The 15,629-nt window shown below is 58.2% G+C and carries 15 protein-coding genes and 1 tRNA gene; 10 read left to right on the top strand and 6 right to left on the bottom strand.

What is annotated here, in order from left to right; all coding sequences use genetic code 11:
* Positions 1-2: 2 nt before the first annotated feature.
* Positions 3-977 (bottom strand): YpdA family putative bacillithiol disulfide reductase, encoded by a 975-nt coding sequence (locus E4021_RS04880; protein WP_136456896.1) that lies wholly within the window; start codon positions 975-977, stop codon positions 3-5.
* Positions 978-1,106: 129 nt separating this feature from the next.
* Here E4021_RS04880 and E4021_RS04875 point away from each other — a divergent pair, with 129 nt between their 5' ends.
* Positions 1,107-2,105 carry a polyprenyl synthetase family protein gene (locus E4021_RS04875; RefSeq protein WP_136456894.1) on the top strand — a complete coding sequence of 333 codons (999 nt, stop codon included), beginning with the start codon at positions 1,107-1,109 and terminating at the stop codon, positions 2,103-2,105.
* Here E4021_RS04875 and E4021_RS04870 read toward each other — a convergent pair.
* Positions 2,102-2,551, bottom strand: a complete 450-nt coding sequence (locus E4021_RS04870) for a GNAT family N-acetyltransferase (protein WP_136456892.1) — start codon at positions 2,549-2,551, stop codon at positions 2,102-2,104. The genes E4021_RS04875 and E4021_RS04870 overlap by 4 nt on opposite strands.
* Before the next feature lie 21 nt (positions 2,552-2,572).
* On the bottom strand, positions 2,573-4,012 hold the full coding sequence (locus E4021_RS04865; RefSeq protein ID WP_136456890.1) for a T9SS type A sorting domain-containing protein: 1,440 nt from the start codon (positions 4,010-4,012) through the stop codon (positions 2,573-2,575).
* A gap of 168 nt (positions 4,013-4,180) precedes the next feature.
* On the opposite strand from E4021_RS04865, the gene rpsO reads away from it, so the two are divergent.
* The 7 genes from rpsO (at position 4,181) to E4021_RS04830 (ending at position 9,543) form a co-directional block, all read left to right on the top strand.
* Positions 4,181-4,456 carry a 30S ribosomal protein S15 gene (rpsO, locus tag E4021_RS04860; RefSeq protein WP_136456888.1) on the top strand — a complete coding sequence of 92 codons (276 nt, stop codon included), beginning with the start codon at positions 4,181-4,183 and terminating at the stop codon, positions 4,454-4,456.
* An 87-nt stretch (positions 4,457-4,543) separates the two neighbouring features.
* A tRNA-Lys gene (locus E4021_RS04855) sits at positions 4,544-4,617 on the top strand.
* Between the two features lie 99 nt (positions 4,618-4,716).
* Positions 4,717-5,679 (top strand): NYN domain-containing protein, encoded by a 963-nt coding sequence (locus E4021_RS04850; RefSeq protein WP_136456886.1) that lies wholly within the window; start codon positions 4,717-4,719, stop codon positions 5,677-5,679.
* Positions 5,680-5,681: 2 nt separating this feature from the next.
* Positions 5,682-6,317 carry a uroporphyrinogen-III synthase gene (locus E4021_RS04845; RefSeq protein WP_136456884.1) on the top strand — a complete coding sequence of 212 codons (636 nt, stop codon included), beginning with the start codon at positions 5,682-5,684 and terminating at the stop codon, positions 6,315-6,317.
* Positions 6,318-7,177: 860 nt separating this feature from the next.
* Positions 7,178-8,272, top strand: a complete 1,095-nt coding sequence (locus tag E4021_RS04840; RefSeq protein ID WP_136457286.1) for a vWA domain-containing protein — start codon at positions 7,178-7,180, stop codon at positions 8,270-8,272.
* The gene (locus E4021_RS04835; RefSeq protein ID WP_136456882.1) at positions 8,272-8,640 is read left to right on the top strand and encodes a hypothetical protein; all 369 of its coding nucleotides are present in this window, start codon (positions 8,272-8,274) and stop codon (positions 8,638-8,640) included. Before E4021_RS04840 ends, E4021_RS04835 begins: the two co-directional genes overlap by 1 nt.
* A 78-nt stretch (positions 8,641-8,718) precedes the next feature.
* Entirely contained in the window at positions 8,719-9,543 is an 825-nt protein-coding gene (locus tag E4021_RS04830; RefSeq protein WP_136456880.1) for a methyltransferase domain-containing protein, read from the top strand.
* Positions 9,544-9,878: 335 nt separating this feature from the next.
* Here the strand turns inward: E4021_RS04830 and dinB are convergent, their stop codons facing one another.
* Positions 9,879-10,991, bottom strand: coding sequence for a DNA polymerase IV (gene dinB, locus E4021_RS04825; RefSeq protein ID WP_136456878.1), 1,113 nt, complete (start codon positions 10,989-10,991; stop codon positions 9,879-9,881).
* The gene (locus E4021_RS04820) at positions 10,951-11,385 is read right to left on the bottom strand and encodes a hypothetical protein (RefSeq protein WP_136456876.1); all 435 of its coding nucleotides are present in this window, start codon (positions 11,383-11,385) and stop codon (positions 10,951-10,953) included. Before E4021_RS04820 ends, dinB begins: the two co-directional genes overlap by 41 nt.
* A gap of 239 nt (positions 11,386-11,624) precedes the next feature.
* Here E4021_RS04820 and E4021_RS04815 point away from each other — a divergent pair, with 239 nt between their 5' ends.
* Positions 11,625-12,413 (top strand): hypothetical protein, encoded by a 789-nt coding sequence (locus tag E4021_RS04815; RefSeq protein ID WP_136456874.1) that lies wholly within the window; start codon positions 11,625-11,627, stop codon positions 12,411-12,413.
* A gap of 77 nt (positions 12,414-12,490) precedes the next feature.
* Here E4021_RS04815 and E4021_RS04810 read toward each other — a convergent pair whose 3' ends face one another.
* Complete coding sequence (locus E4021_RS04810) at positions 12,491-13,186, bottom strand: hypothetical protein (RefSeq protein ID WP_136456872.1); 696 nt, start codon at positions 13,184-13,186, stop codon at positions 12,491-12,493.
* Between the two features lie 29 nt (positions 13,187-13,215).
* On the opposite strand from E4021_RS04810, the gene alr reads away from it, so the two are divergent.
* Positions 13,216-15,609: an alanine racemase gene (gene alr / locus E4021_RS04805; RefSeq protein ID WP_136456870.1), complete on the top strand. Its 2,394-nt coding sequence runs from the start codon at positions 13,216-13,218 to the stop codon at positions 15,607-15,609.
* Positions 15,610-15,629 lie beyond the last annotated feature (20 nt).

Below are 15,629 nucleotides of genomic sequence, written 5' to 3'. Positions count from 1 at the left end.
ACTCAGTTGGCTGCGGCAGCGGCGTGTTTCAATATTTCGTCCACGATGATCCGACCGTGGTCGCGGGTATTCTCAATAAATAGTTTGCTCGTCTCCAACCCGGCGCACGCCACTCCCGCCATGTAGACCCCGGGTAAACTGGTTTCGAGGGTGTTGGGGTCGAAAACCGGCTTGCAGCTTTCGTTTTCCTGGATGGGAAGTCCGAGCCGCTCGAACAGGGCGTAGTTCGGCTGGTAGCCGGTCATGGCCAGCACGAAGTCGTTGGGCAGCGTGAGGGGGCCGTCCGGGGTGCCCAGCACTACCTCGTGCTCCCGTATCTCCTCGGTAGTGGTGTTGAAGTACGCTTTGATGCTGCCCTCCTTGATGCGGTTCTCGATGTCGGGCTTGATCCAGTACTTGACGCGGTCGTAGATGCCATCCCCCCGGATCGCCATCGTGACGTTGGCACCTTTTCGCCAGCACTCCAGCGCCGCGTCGCAGGCCGAGTTGGCCGCGCCTACCACCAGCACATCCTGTCCTATATATACGTGGGGATCGTCGTAGTAGTGACGCACCTTGGGCAGGTCCTCGCCCGGAATGTTCATGTACCGGGGCGTGTCGTAGAAACCGGTAGCCACCACCACGTTATGGGCGGTGTATTCGGCTTTGTCGGTAAATACGCGGTAGCCACCCTCAGTGGGTTCCATACGGTCCACCGTTTCGTACAGGTTCAAATTGAGGTTGAAGCTTTGCACCAGCCGGCGGTAGTATTCCAGCGCCTCGGAGCGGGTGGGTTTGTCCTGGTGGCTGATGAAGGGTGTATCCTGTATTTCCAGTTTCAGCGAGGTGCTGAAGAAAGTCATATTCACCGGGAAGTGATAGAGGCTGTTGGCGATCACCCCCTTTTCGATGATGCGGTAATTGAGCCCGGCGCGCCGGGCGCTGATGCCAACGTTTATACCGGACGGTCCGCCGCCGATGATGATCAGGTCTAGCATGGGGTAGGTTGTAGAGGATCAGGGATTCTTCCATAGGACGCATGGCGGCCAGCTAAGTTCAGGCGGTGGCGCAGTGCGGGGGGTGGGGCCGAATCCGTATGTTTGTCCCGTGACCAATGACCCCGCTGCATGCCGTTTCGCGAACTGAGCCAAATCCAGGAGCTCAACCGACTTTTCCTGAAGAACCTGGAGCATTGCATCTTGGCCACGGAGCCGCGCGGACTCTACGAACCCATCGAATATATCCTGGCTATCGGGGGCAAACGCGTACGCCCCCTGCTGGCCCTGCTGGCCGCACGGATGTTCGGCGACGGGGCAGAAAGCCCGGCCGGTCTGCCGGTCGCCCTGGCCGTGGAGGTGTTCCACAATTTTACGCTGCTGCACGATGACGTTATGGACGACAGCCCGCTGCGGCGCGGGCAGCCGACGGTCCACGAGAAGTGGGACGTCAATACGGCTATTCTGAGCGGCGACCTGATGTTGATCAAGTCTTACGACCTGCTTACCCGGCTTCCCTTCCCCGAGCGGCTGCCGGAACTAATGAAAACATTTAACCGGGTAGCTACCGGCGTCTGCGAAGGCCAGCAGTACGACGTCGACTTCGAGCGGCGCAACGACGTTACGATTGAGGAGTACCTCAAAATGATCGAACTGAAAACGGCGGTATTGCTGGGCGGTGCCCTCGAAATGGGCGCGCTCGCCGCCGGGGCCGACCGCGCGGATGCGGATCACCTTTATGCCTTTGGCCGGCTCACCGGACTGGCGTTTCAACTGCACGACGACCTCCTGGATACTTTCGGAGACGGGGCCCGCACCGGCAAACTCACCGGCAACGACATCATCCGCAACAAAAAAACCTTCCTCTACATCAAGGCGGTGGAGGGACTTGCGCCAGCAGAACGGGAGGAGATGATCGAGTGGTTCAGCCACTCCCCGGAGGATCCCGCCCCCAAGGTGGCCCGCGTGACCGAACTCATGCGCCTGCGCGATATCCCCAAGTTGGTGAGTGAGATGCGGGACAATTTTCAGACGGAGGCTTACGCCCACCTGGATGCCGTCAAGGGCGATCCCGTGTGGAAGGAAAACCTACGTGTAGTAGCCGACACCCTGCTGCGGCGCGATAACTAAAGTACCAACTTGCCATTGTACCACTCCGTCTCGATCTCGGCTTCCTGGGCCTTGTAGAACCGGATAGCGCCCTCGTTCCAGTCCAGGACCTGCCATTTCATAAGCTTGCACCCGCGTTCGCGCCCCCTTTCCTTCAGCACGTCCCACAGGCGTTGCCCGATGCCGAACCGCCGGTAGTCGGGAGTTACCACGAAGTCCTCCAGGTACAGCATGCGCCCTTTCCAGGTGCTGTAGACGTAGTTGTAGAGCGCCATTCCCACTACCGTACGCGTGGCCATGTCCTCGGCTACGATAACCTCGAAGAAGCCTTCGCGGAAATCCTCTTCGTATTCCTCGATCGTGGCGGTAAAGCTGGACGCAGCGCGCTCAAAGCGGGCCAATTCACCAACCAGTCCGTGTACGGCGGGAAGGTCACGGGCGGTACCCTGGCGTATCTGTATATTCATGAGGCTAAATAAACGCGATGTCTACCGAACCACCACCCTGCGCACGGCAAAATCGCCCGTCGGCAGCGTTACGCGGAGGAGAAAGAGCCCCCGACGATCCGAGGCGAGCAAGGGAATGGAGCCATCGACCGGCACATTGCCCCGCTGCAGCATCCGACCGCCGGCGTCGTACATCTCATAGGTGCAACCGTCTGCCGGCAGTCCGCTGAGCTGCAGTTGGCCGCCGGGCCGGACGGGGTTCGGGCTCACGCCAAATGCCGGAAGTTCGACCGGGCGTCCGATGCTGGTGGCGGGTTCCCGGCGGGCGAATTGCTCGAAGAAGGCCAGGGTAGCCTCCACCGAGGGCAAAACGCACTGACCGTGGCCGCGCGGGCCGCCACTTTCCAGCACCACGCTGGTGGAGCCGAGTTCAGTCATCACGCTGTCGGCCAGGATGGCATTCTCAAAGGGTACCTGCTCGTCTTCCGTGCAGTAAAAAAGCAGGGTAGGGGCTTCCGGAGCCCAGCGGTAGGTGTCGTTGGCCCGCAGCGCCTGGATGATGCGGCTGTCGGGGTCGTCTTCTTCCAGTTGCGTCCGGATGGAGTCCTGGAATACATCCGCCACCGTTTCACCGCGCTCCTGCAGCAGCTGTACCAGGTCGGCATTGAAGGTTTCCAAATCGGTTTCCTCTTCTTCGTAGCTGAGAATGACCTCGAGATAGGGGGGCACGAAGAGCTGGTCGAGGCTTTGGTACAGCCCATAGATCTTGTCATAACTCAGGTAAGTGCCCACGATGAATACTGGAAAGATGGAAGCACTTTCGGCCAGCGTAGCCCGGCGCATCACGTCGCTGATGCTGTAGGGGCCGGAGAGGTGGGCCCCCGCGGTTACCGTCAGATCGTCGCCCGCCGGCATTTCTTGCAGGTTGCGCTGGAGGGCCTGCGCCGCGTGGCCACCCTGGCTGTAGCCGGTCACGAACACCTGATCGTTGTGGGGTATGCCGCTATCGCTCAGCCATTCCCGGGCCGCCAATAGGAGGTCCCTGCCGGCGCTCGCCTCGCTTTCCGCGTGTACGTAAGGGTGAAATCCGTCGCTGTCGCCCAGCCCGATGTAGTCCGGGGCAACGGTGATGTAACCATTCGTAGCAATGGCGTTGACGACCAGGCGTTCCTGTACGCCCGGGCGACTGGGGACGGCCTCACGGCTGGCGGCGGTACCGTGCATGTATGCGGTAATGGGGAAGCGCAGGCCGCGGTCGTAGGGGATGCTCAGGAGCCCGCTGGCGGTGTCGGGCCGGCCAAAAGCGTCCGTGGTCCGGTAGCGCACTTTATAATTGACCACGTCGTACGTCGCGTCGATGGGGATCACCATTTCGATCAGGCGGGTCGTCACAGAGTCCTGCCGCTCCACGCTGAGGTAGGTCTGGGCGCGGGCGCAGGTGCAAAGCAGGGCAACAAGGAGCAGGGTGTTCAGGTGTTTCATGGGGGTGTTGGTAGTGTTGACGCGGGCTGGGTTTGCAACGCTAAAGTAAGGGGAAGCGTTGCGCGATTAGTTCCGCAAGGAAATAATCCTTACCTTTGCGGGCCGAAATTTTTCGCTTTAACTGATTAGTCGCCGCTTCAGGAGGCTATTTACTAAAGGCTCAATACTATGCCAGTTTACCTTACCCAGGAGAAGATGGACGAAATCTTCACCGAATACGGCGGCTCCGCGCAAAACACCGGATCCACCGAGGGCCAGATCGCCCTTTTCACTTTCCGCATCAAGGCGCTTTCCGACCACCTGCGCGAGCATCCGAAAGATCACAGCAGCCGCAAGGCGCTGCTCTCGCTCGTTGGTAGCCGGGGCAAGATGCTCAATTACCTCAAGCGCAAGGATCTTGAAGGATACCGCTCGCTCATCGGCAAGCTCGGCATCCGGAAGTAGGAAAACGCGAAGAATTTCGCCCGCTGCTTGGTAAAGTTAGGCAGGCGTTATTACCTTTGCGTCGCTTTAGAAATAAAGCTTCCTCCAGAGCCCCTAGCTCAGTTGGCTAGAGCACCTCACTTTTAATGAGGGGGTCCAGGGTTCGAGCCCCTGGGGGCTCACTACACAACAAGCCCCGTTCACGATCCGTGGATGGGGCTTTTGTTTTTACGTCCGCGGCCACCATAGGATCGCGGGGACAAATAAGCGATACGATAGATATGCCCGAACTTACCAAAATAGGCGTCTTTTACGACGGAAACTATTTCCTCCACGTCAGCAACTACTACAACTACGACCACCCCCAGCGCCGCCGGCTGAGCATAACCGGTCTCCACCACTTTATTGAGGCCCGTGTGTCCGAAGAGGAGGGCGTGCCGCTCAGCCGCTGCAAGATCGTGGACAGCCACTACTTCCGCGGCCGCCTTAACGCCACCGAGGCCCAGCAGCGGGGCAGCGCGCTTTACTACGACCGAGTCTTCGACGACATCCTGATGTCGAGTGGCGTGACCACCCACTACTCCCCCTTACGGTCCAGTCACGGCCGCCGGCACGAAAAGGGCATCGATGTATGGTTTGCATTGGAGGCTTACGAGCAGACGGCCCTGCGCAAGTTTGACGTGGTGGTGCTGATCGCCAGCGACGGCGATTACGTGCCGCTGGTGCGCAAGCTGAATTCGCTCGGTTCGCGAGTCATGGTCATCGGTTGGGACTTTGAATTCACCACGGATAGCGGCAGCGGCATGGTGACCCGCACCAGCCAGGATTTGCTGCGCGAGGCCAGCTATCCTTTGGCCATGTCGGAACTGATCGACCACCCCAAGAATGATGCCGAGCGCCGGGTAGTGGACAGTCTGTTCGTAACGGAGAAAAAGAAAGAGAGCAACGGGGTGGAGGAAAAGCCGAGTGCGAGCCTGGTGCTGGAAGACCCCGTCGACGGTGAGATCGGTGAGGTGATGGAGAGCCAGATCTTCAGCCTGAAGGGGGGGTACGGTTTCATAACCTATCCGCCCAACAACCTCTTTTTCCACCATACCAACGTAAAGAACGTCCGCTTCGAAGATCTGCTGGAAGGCGACCCCGTGGAATTTACCCTGGCCCACAGCGACAAGGGTAAATTGGTGGCCCAGGACGTTTACTTCCTCGGAGAACTTGAGGAAGATGATGCTAGCGAGCAGGAATAAATATGATATTCATCAGTCGTGACCTTAAACCCGATAGCCCCCTGAGGAAGTGGGCCGATGAGGTGGGCGAGACGATTCACGCCCAGTCGCTGCTGCGATTTTCGGCCGTACCGTTTGAGCTTCCTGGACCCTGTGACTGGTGGTTCTTTTACAGTTCCCGCGCCGTGCAGTTTGCCGGTCCGATTCCGACGGAGCGGGTTCGCCTGGCCGCCATCGGTGGCAGTACGGCGGCGGCGCTGTTGCGCCGATCCCTGCGCGTCGATTTCTGCGGTGACGGCCATCCCGATCGCACCGCGGAGCATTTCCTGGCGGTGGCGGAGGGGCGGCGGGTCTTTTTTCCCCGTGCCCGGCAATCGCGGCTCAGCGTACAAAGCGCCCTTGCCGATCGGCTGACGGTGCTCGACGCGGTCTGCTACGACAACCAGCCGGCTCCGCCGGCTGCGGCGATTGAGGCCGCGACCTACATTTTTACCAGTCCGCTCAACGTAGCCGCCTACCTGGATAGTTATCCCCTTTCGCCGGGTGCGAGGGTGCTGGCCATGGGCCCGAGTACGGGCGCGGAGCTACTGCGGCGTGGGGTGGCTTGCGTCTGGCCCGAAACGGCTGGGGAGGAGGGGCTGGTGGGGTTGCTGGGGTAGGGATTAGCGGTTGGACGGTTTAAGGCGTTGGACGGGGTGCCCACCGTCCAACGGTCTACCCGTTGGACGGTCCCTGATTTGACTTACATCGCTCGATGCCTAATAGCTTTTTTGACAGGGCAAAATTGCAGATACCTGTATCGCGATGGCCCAAATAGTCCAGGGCCGACGAATAGGGCCACTCTTCGGGAAAATCAACCAGTTTAGCTTTTGCTGGATTGTCGTGGATGTAGTTAAAACAAGTTTTTAAATAGGGTATGAAGAGTGTGTATGGCTCGTCGCCCTCCAGAGAATGTGAGTCGGGGTAAAAATCGCAGTACCCGGGTTTTGCCTTAGTTTTTGCTTTGAATAAGGATCCACGCCGGCCCGACCTTTTGTTTACAGCCTGGCAATAACTGCTAAGTAAAGTTTTGAAAGCATTCGAAAGGTTTTGCTGATACACAGGGCCTTTACCATTCTCGTCGTGGCGGAAATAGCGGCTGGAGCGACTTTCAGCGCAGCCAATCTCCTTGGGCTTAAGCAGGATATGAAAATGATCCGGCATCAGGCAGTAGCAGAATATATCGGCGTAGGGGCACAGGTGTCGTCTTACCTTTCGTAAGAAATACTGATAGTTTTCGTCGTTTCGAAATAGTAGCTCAAAGTTGTTACTCTGATTGTAGACGTGGTAGATGATATTGGAGTGATACATGGCTGCAATCAAGGGCCCTTCACTCTACTATTTGTGGAGTCGTGTTAATTTTTGCACCGTCCAACGCTTGGTCCGTTGGACGGTCCCCCCACCGTCCAACCGCTTAAACCGTCCAACCGCTACCTCACCCCCCGCCAAAACCATCCCCCAAACCACCTGTTTGCCCTATATGATAGGCTGGAAATTCTCAAACTACATCCCCGGGCAGAACGACGAAACCCCCTTCGAAAAGCTGCTCAAACTCTTCCAGGAGCTCCTCACCCACACCTCCGGCAACGTAGGCGAGGCCCTGCAGTGGCTCACGAACCTGGACCGGCAGTACGAGCTCACCGACGACCAGTACGGCATCGGCGATTTTATCCAGGAACTGATCGACAAGAATTACATCGAACCCGGCAACGGACCCGGCTCCCCCGGGTACGTGCCCACCGCCAAGATGGAAGGCGAACTGCGCCAGAAAGCGCTAAAGGACATTTTCGGCGAGATCAAGAAAACCAAGCGCGGCAACCACAGCACGCGCTACAGCGGCCGTGGCGATGAAACCACCAGCGAGCGGCGGCCCTTTGAGTTCGGCGACCCGCTCGACAAAATGGCGGTCAGCGAAAGCCTCCGCAACGCGCAGATCAACAACGGCATCGACGACTTCAAGCTCACCACCAGCGACCTTGAAGTATACGAAACCCACTACCAGGCCCAGATGTCGACCGTGCTCATGATCGACATCAGCCACTCGATGATCCTCTATGGCGAAGACCGCATCACCCCCGCTAAAAAGGTGGCCATGGCGCTGAGCGAGTACATAACCACCCGCTTCCCGAAAGACACCCTTGACATCATCGTCTTCGGCAACGACGCCTGGCCCGTCGAGATCAAGGACCTGCCCTACCTCCAGGTGGGGCCCTACCACACCAACACGGTGGCCGGACTGGAGCTGGCCATGGATATCCTCCGCCGCCGTCGTAACCCCAATAAGCAGATCTTCATGATTACCGATGGGAAGCCTACCTGCATCAAGCGCGGCAAACGCTACATCAAGAACAGCATGGGCCTCGACCGTACCATCGTCAACCGCACGCTCAACCTCGCCGCCCGCCTGCGCAAGATCAGCATCCCCGTCACCACTTTCATGATCGCGCGCGACCCTTACCTCGTGCAGTTCGTACAGAGTTTTACCGAGACCAACGGTGGCAAGGCCTACTACAGCGGCCTCCAGGGGCTCGGCGATTTCGTATTCCGCGACTACAAGCAGAACAAGAAAAAGTAATGCGTATTCCGCTCACGGCCTTGCTGTTCCTGTTTACGATTTCCCTGCCCGCACAACTTCGGGTGGGCGCGGACGCAGGTGCCACGTTCATCAAATACCAGCCGTTAAAGGTGGTATCCGACGTGCCATTCCGACCCAGCCACCCTGCCTGGCTGCCCGTGACTTTGGGCGGCACCCGCGGGCGCGCCCCCTATATTCAAGCAGAACGCCCCGCCGCCCCGGCTGCCTTCGATTTTGCGGCGGCACGACCCTATCTGGCGTTCTTCTGCCGGCTGGAACTAGACATCGAGGAGGCTACCCGCTTTCCCGTTCGTTTCCGACTGGGAGAGGTGCGGGGCTGGCAACAGGAACTGACCAGGCGCGACTGACCGAACGCCGCGGCGTATATGGTAAGCAAATTGCGAACAAGACTCGTGTTGCTACGTTGGAATTGGTAAACGATACCTATGTCCAACAACCCCAATCCACTGTTCGTCGAAGAAAAGAAAGGTCAGCACATTTACCACAATGTTTGGGGCGGGGACGATTTACACATTGGTATCTACCGGCCCAAAAGCCTGAGCCTGTACGAGGCGAACCGGAAGACCACGGAGCGAATGCTCAAGCTGCTGCCGCGGATCAAGCGCGCCTCCAAGATCCTGGTGGTGCAGTCCGGATTCGGTGGCGCCGCCCGGTACATCGCCGAGAAATACAAATGCAAGGTCTGGTGCCTCAACGACGACGAAAAGCAGAACGAATACAACGAGCGGAAGATCGAGGAGCTGGAATTGAGCAAAAAAGTGAAAGTCGCCAAAGGCTTCGTGGAGTATATGCCCTACGAACCCGATTACTTTGATTTCGTGATCGCCCAGGATGCCTTCAGCCTGACCGGCAAGAAACGGGAAACCTTTCGCGCCATCCACCGGGTACTAAAACCCGAAGGACGCCTCATCATCAGCGCCTTGATGCGCAGCGAAACCTGCGACGACCCGGATTCCGAAAAACTGATCAAAAAGCTTCCCCTGGAGGAACTGATCACGGAAGAACAGTACGGCAGCGACGCCAAACGCGGATTCCTGCAACAGATATACAGCGTGGAACTCTCCGATCAACTGGTACACCACTACACCAAAGTCCTCTACACCCTCGAGGCCAATAAGGAAAAGCTGATCGAGCAGAGCAGCGAACGCTTCGTCAACGAACGTATTAAAACTTACAAGAACTTCATCCGCCTGGCCGAAGACGGCTGTCTGGACTGGGGCATTTTGATGTTTCAGAAGATGAATGGATAGTGGGCAGATGTTGAGACACTGAGTTATTAGGTGTTGCTCATGGCGCCTTGCTTCGCACGGCGTTCGATTTGACTGACAGTTATCAACTACGGGCCACTGCTTGTCGGTAACCCCACCTAACAGATCAACCGCAATCAAGAACTGGGCCGTCAGCCAGCGTCATCGATACAGAAAGGGATGGCGCGATGACCAAATTAGAGAGCGGCGGTGCTAGCAAGGAGAAGCGCGGCAGCCTAAGAAAGTGCAACAGCAAGTGGGGCAGCGAAAAACGCGCGGTAGCAAATCAATACGCGGCAGCAAAAACAACAACTCAGTTACCCATTAACTCAACAACCTTACTCCTCCTCAAAAGGTAACAGTAGCTGCACTGCATCGCCGGCTTCCCGCTCAAGATTGCTCACGCTGATGCCGAGCAGGCGGACTACCGGGACCTCCTCCACGTTTTCGTCGAGCAAATGGCGGGCGATTTCCTTCAGGTCCTGCAGTTTCCGGATCTCGCCACTGAAGCTGCGGCTTCTGGTGTGGATGACGAACTCGGGGCTCTTCATTTTCAGGGTGACTGTCCGACCGAAATTATCGCGTTCCACGAGGTAGCTGAATACCTTTTGCACCAGCCAGTCCAGCTTTTCTTTCATGACCGCCGGCGAACTGATGTCGTCAGCATAGGTACGCTCCGCCCCTACGCTTTTGCGGTTGCGGTTCGGGTTCACGGGGCGGTCGTCCAGCGCGCGGACTATGCGGTAGTAGTGTCGGCCGACTTTGCCGAAGCGCTGGGCCATCTCCATTTCCGAAAGTTGCCGCAGGTCACCACCGGTGCGGTAGCCCATTTTATGCATTCGGGCGGCCGTCACCTTCCCGATGCCGTGAAAATCTTCCACGGGAAGATCCGCCAGGAAGGCGGGGGCTTCTTCGGGCATGATGACCTTCATGCCGTTGGGTTTATTGATGTCGCTGGCCACCTTCGCCAGGAATTTGTTGAAACTCACCCCCGCCGAGGCCGTCAATTGGGTGGTCGCGTAGATCTCCTGCCGGATCGCCTGCGCGATGAGGGTAGCTGATACCGGACCGCGCTTGGATTCCGTAACGTCAAGGTAGGCTTCGTCCAGACTGAGGGGTTCCACCAGGTCGGTGTAGGAATAGAAGATATCCCGTATCTGATCCGAGACTTCCCGGTACTTATCGAAATTCGATTTTACAAAGATCAACTGCGGGCACAGCCTTCGGGCGGTCACGCTGGGCATGGCTGAGCGGACGCCAAATACCCGTGCCTCATAGCTGGCCGCGGCTACCACGCCCCGAAGCTTACTGCCGCCCACCGCGATCGGTTTGCCGCGCAGATCCGGATTATCGCGCTGCTCCACGCTCGCGAAAAAGGCGTCCATGTCGATGTGAATGATCTTACGGTCCCTAGTAAGGGGCGCGCGATCCGCTTTTCGCTTCCATTTCATTCATCAGGACTTCCGTGTCGGCGGTAAGCTCATCCAGTTTCCGGCGATCGGCGGCGCTGAGTTCTTCCTTGCGATCTACCAGCGATTCCAGGGACTCCCGGCGCTCGGTGAGTTCCGAAAGGCGGTCGAGCAAACGGGAATCGTTGCCATCCCGGGCCACCTGGCTTAAGTCAGTGTACAGCCGTTCAAGCTTATCCAGCGCATCGTCGTATTTACCCGCGCGCATCTTTTCCCGCTCGCCTTGCAGCAAGTCCCAAGCATCCTGACCCAAATCACGTGCTTTGCCCACCAGTTCCCGGCTCTGCCTGCGCTCCTGCGGCGTGCCGTAGAAGTAGTTGTAGGCTACCAGACCGATTACCAGCACGATGAGCAGTTTTAATCCGGATCGCAACATGTCACTGTGTTTTTTACAAAGATAGGGCGCTTTCGCCTGATGTATTTGTTGGGTAATCCCCGGATTGGAGGTGGCACAACCTGGGAAATGGAATCAAATTGTTGATATTTATAGCTAAGGCGTTGATAAAATCCGGTTTACGCATTCCAGTGCACAAATTAATTACAAATATTTTGTTTTAAACTTGTTTCTTATTCCAACAGGTCTTAGATTTGTTGCATCATCAGCAGGTTTCAAACATGGACCTTACCATCAGAATCAGCAAGAAGGGCACCCGGGTAGTCAAAGCGAGCGAATTGCACCGCGCGCTAGGGCTGGCCGATCATCACTATCAGGCCAATGTCCGCAGCTGGATCCGTGACGTATACCAATTCGCCGACGGGATCCGGAAACCGGTGGGTATGCAGGATTATGCCCGCTCCACCAACACCAAAACGGACGTAGTGCACGAGTACTACTTCAACCTGGAACTGGCCCGCCTGGTAGCCCTGAACACTAAATCAAAGGTCAAGCAAGCCATCGCGACGAAGCTGAGCAAGGAAGCCGAAGTGTACCCGGACCACGTCCAGCTCACTGCCGATCAGACCCTGCAGCTGCTGGAGCAAACCCGCGCCATGACCCGCCTGAGCTGCCAAATGGCCGCTGAAGAGCGTCACTACAATGCTTACGTACGCCGTACGGGTTCCGGCGACTACTGGAACCACTACCGCGTGGAGAACGTCGTCAAAATCACGATGGAGGAGCTACGTGAGCAGCTCACCGACCGGAATATACCCTTCAATCGAAACCACCGGGTGCGGGAACTGCTGCTCCGTCACGATCCGCTCGAGTGTATCCGGGTGGGCATCGTAGATCATTACGCCGCCCAGGGATACAGTATCCCTTACGCCCTGGAGCTGGGCAAACTGGCCCGCGAACTTGCCGCTACCATGCAGTTGGAGGTGACCGACGACCGTCAGGGCGAAGGGCTGTTCACTACACCGGCCGATATTGATCTCGTCCGCAAACTGCAACGGGCCGCCGCCTAGGCACCCTTGGATAAGTTCCGCCTTGGGCACTATCATCGGTCGCCGAATGGGATGATAACACCTTTCGGTATCGGACGCTATTCAGCAGACTGGTGCTCCGTCACGAATTTGAAGAACCAATACATCAGCAAGGCGCTTTCCCCCGTATAATCTACGGGGCGGAGGGTATCCGCGTAAGTCGCCATCAGTTCCTCGTCCTTCTCCAGAAACGGACGAAGTGTGCTCAGCAATTTGGTGTACCGGGGGAAGTCGGCCGCGGGCGGTACGTCTTTGGCGCCCAGCTTCTGACACACTTGCTGCAACAGGGGAGTGCTGTAAGGGGCGTAGGTGGCGGGGTACTGGCCCATCAGGTAAATAGAGGCCATATTGTAATCGTCGTCGTGATAATGCGTCGGGATCCGGGCCTTCGGTTTGGCGTCGCGGTAGCGGTTAAACAACTCATTGACGTAGAAGACGAAGCGCTGGATACGCCCCTCCAGGTCGCGATCTTCGCTGAAAAGGTCGCGGAAAGCGTCGCGGACGAAATCCGGCTCCCATTCCATGATGGCCAGCATACTCCGTTTTGGATCGTAACCCCCGCGACGGTAGTGCCGGCGGTTGGTCTTGCTATCCAGGGCGGCGTCGTAGCTGTCCGCCAAATCACGGGCTTCGACGTCGAAGTGGGTCTGCCAGTTTTGTTGGGTCTCCCAGAGGGGGAGGTATTCCTGGGCCTCGTCCGTGGGCATCCATACCTTGAATTGCTCGACGGACTGGCGAATCTTGGGAACCTGCATAGCGGCAAAATTACGATCTTTAGCGACTGATGAACCACGAAGCTGACTTTCCTTACCCGATTGCCAGGCTCTACCGACAGTATCACTCCTATGATTTGGTGATCGACAGCCGGTTGGTAGGCGATCCCGAGAAGGTGCTGTTCTTCGCGCTACCCGGACAGCGGCGGGACGGCCACGAGTTCATACCGGCCCTGATCCGCCTGGGGGTGCGGCATTTTGTTGCCCAACGCCAGCAGTTCTTCCGCCACCGGGAGGCGATCGCGCGGGCTGTTGGGGCCATCAGACAATCCCCGCCGACGGTCAACCTGGTCGACGATCCGGCGGCAACCCTACGACAACTTGCTGCCCTGCACCGCCGCCAATTCGACCTGCCCCTGATTGCCATCACGGGCAGCAACGGAAAGACGATCGTCAAGAATTGGCTCGCTGAATTGCTGGCTACGCGGTACAAGGTTTGTAGCAGTCCAAGGTCATACAACTCCCTGCTGGGGGTACCGCTATCCGTATGGCAATTGCGGGATCACCACGAGATCGGCGTATTTGAGGTAGGCATTAGCCGGCCCGGGGATATGGAGCAACTGCGGCACATTCTACTGCCTACCCATGGCATCCTGACCAATATCGGGACCGCTCACCTGGGTAATTTCTCTTCCCAGGCCGAGTTGGAACGGGAAAAGCTCAGCTTGTTTCGGGAAGTTGACTGGTTGATATTGCCGGGCAGGGGAGAGCTGCCGCACCGCGCCGCCGATATCGTTGAGCAGGGCAAGGTAATCCCCTGGCAGGGTGAGGGCGGTGCGGATATGGTAGTAGGGAATGAGGCCCTGAATGTCCGGTTTCCGGATCTGCCGGCGGTCTATCTGGAAAACGCCCGCTCCGCCGCCGCCGCCGCCCACCTGCTCGGCATCGATACGCCGACGATAAACGGAATTGCGGGTGGGTTCGTACCCCTGACCAACCGGCTGGAACAGCGGCAGGGCAGAGACGGCGGACCGGTCATTAACGACAGTTACAGCAACGACTACGGAGCGCTGGCCGCGGCAATATCCTTTGCCGAGACACTCGATCCCTTCGACTCCCTCACCCTGATCCTGGGCACGGTGCAGGACATGCCCGATCTGGACATCAAACTGAACTCATTGTTGCGGGACCGCATAAAGCGACTGCTACTGGTAGGAACCGCCAACCGCCGGATTTTCTCCGACTTCCCCGGAGCGGTATTCTACGAGGACCTCACCAGTCTGGTTGAAGCCATTGGAGAACTTGATTTTAGCGGGCAGACCGTACTGGTAAAGGGCGCCAGTTACGAAGGCCTGGATCAGGTAGCCACCATGCTCAGCCGGCAACTCCACCGCACTACGCTGAAGATTGACCTGACGGCCCTGCGGCACAACTACCGGACCTACCGGGGCAAGTTGCCCGACCACTGTCGCGTGGTAGTGATGGCTAAGGCATCGGCCTACGGCAGTGGTGCCCTGCCGGTGGCGCGTACCCTGGAGGACCTGGGTGCCGACTACCTCGCGGTGGCCTATCCCGAGGAAGGGCGCGAGTTGCGCCTCGGCGGCATAAAGCTCCCGATCATGGTGCTCAACGCCGAGGCCTATAGCTTCCCGTTGCTCGTGCAGTATGACCTGGAGCCAGTCGTGCACCGCGCGGAACAGTTGCGCTGGGCGAACAATCTGAATTTGCGCGTTCACATTGAGTTGGACACGGGTATGGGCCGTCTGGGCTTTCAGCCCGAGGAGTTTCACGATCTGTATGCCGCAGACAAGGGAATGGCCGCGGCCGCCGTGGCGAGCATTTTTACCCACCTCGCGGCCAGCGAGGATCCGCTCCACGATTCGTTTACGCGGCAGCAACTGGCAACCTTTGACCGCCTGTATGAATCATACCTCGAGGGCGGCGGCGCGCCGGTGCAACGACATGCCCTGAACAGCAATGGTATTTCCCGCTTCCCCGAAGCGGCCTACGATATGGTCAGGCTGGGCATCGGTCTTTACGGCCTGGGCGACGACAGCCTGCGTATGCACCTCCAACCCGCCCTTTCGCTGACCACCACCGTGACCGCCCTGTGCGACCGGCCCGCCGGACAAACCATCGGGTACGGTCGGCGCGGCCACATCGAGGATGACCGGCGCATCGCGGTGATCAGCATCGGGTACGCCGACGGGCTGCCGCGTTTGGCGGGGGAGGGGAGGTTCGCCGTCCGCATCAACCAACTGCTGGCCCCCACTATCGGCAGCATCTGCATGGACATGTGTACCGTGGATGTTACGGACATTCCCGGAGTTACCGTAGGCAGCGAAGTCGAGATCTTTTCCCCGGACCACCCCATCGAGTTACTGGCCCGGGCCGCACAGACCATCCCCTACGAGATACTGACCAACATCGGCAGTCGGGTACACCGCATCTACGTCGGTGAGTAGTTGGTCGGGGCTGGGGAGCC

The sequence above is a fragment of the Neolewinella litorea genome, from assembly GCF_004803465.1.
GTDB classification, from domain to species: domain Bacteria; phylum Bacteroidota; class Bacteroidia; order Chitinophagales; family Saprospiraceae; genus Neolewinella; species Neolewinella litorea.
This window is presented reverse-complemented; position numbering and strand designations above follow the sequence as displayed.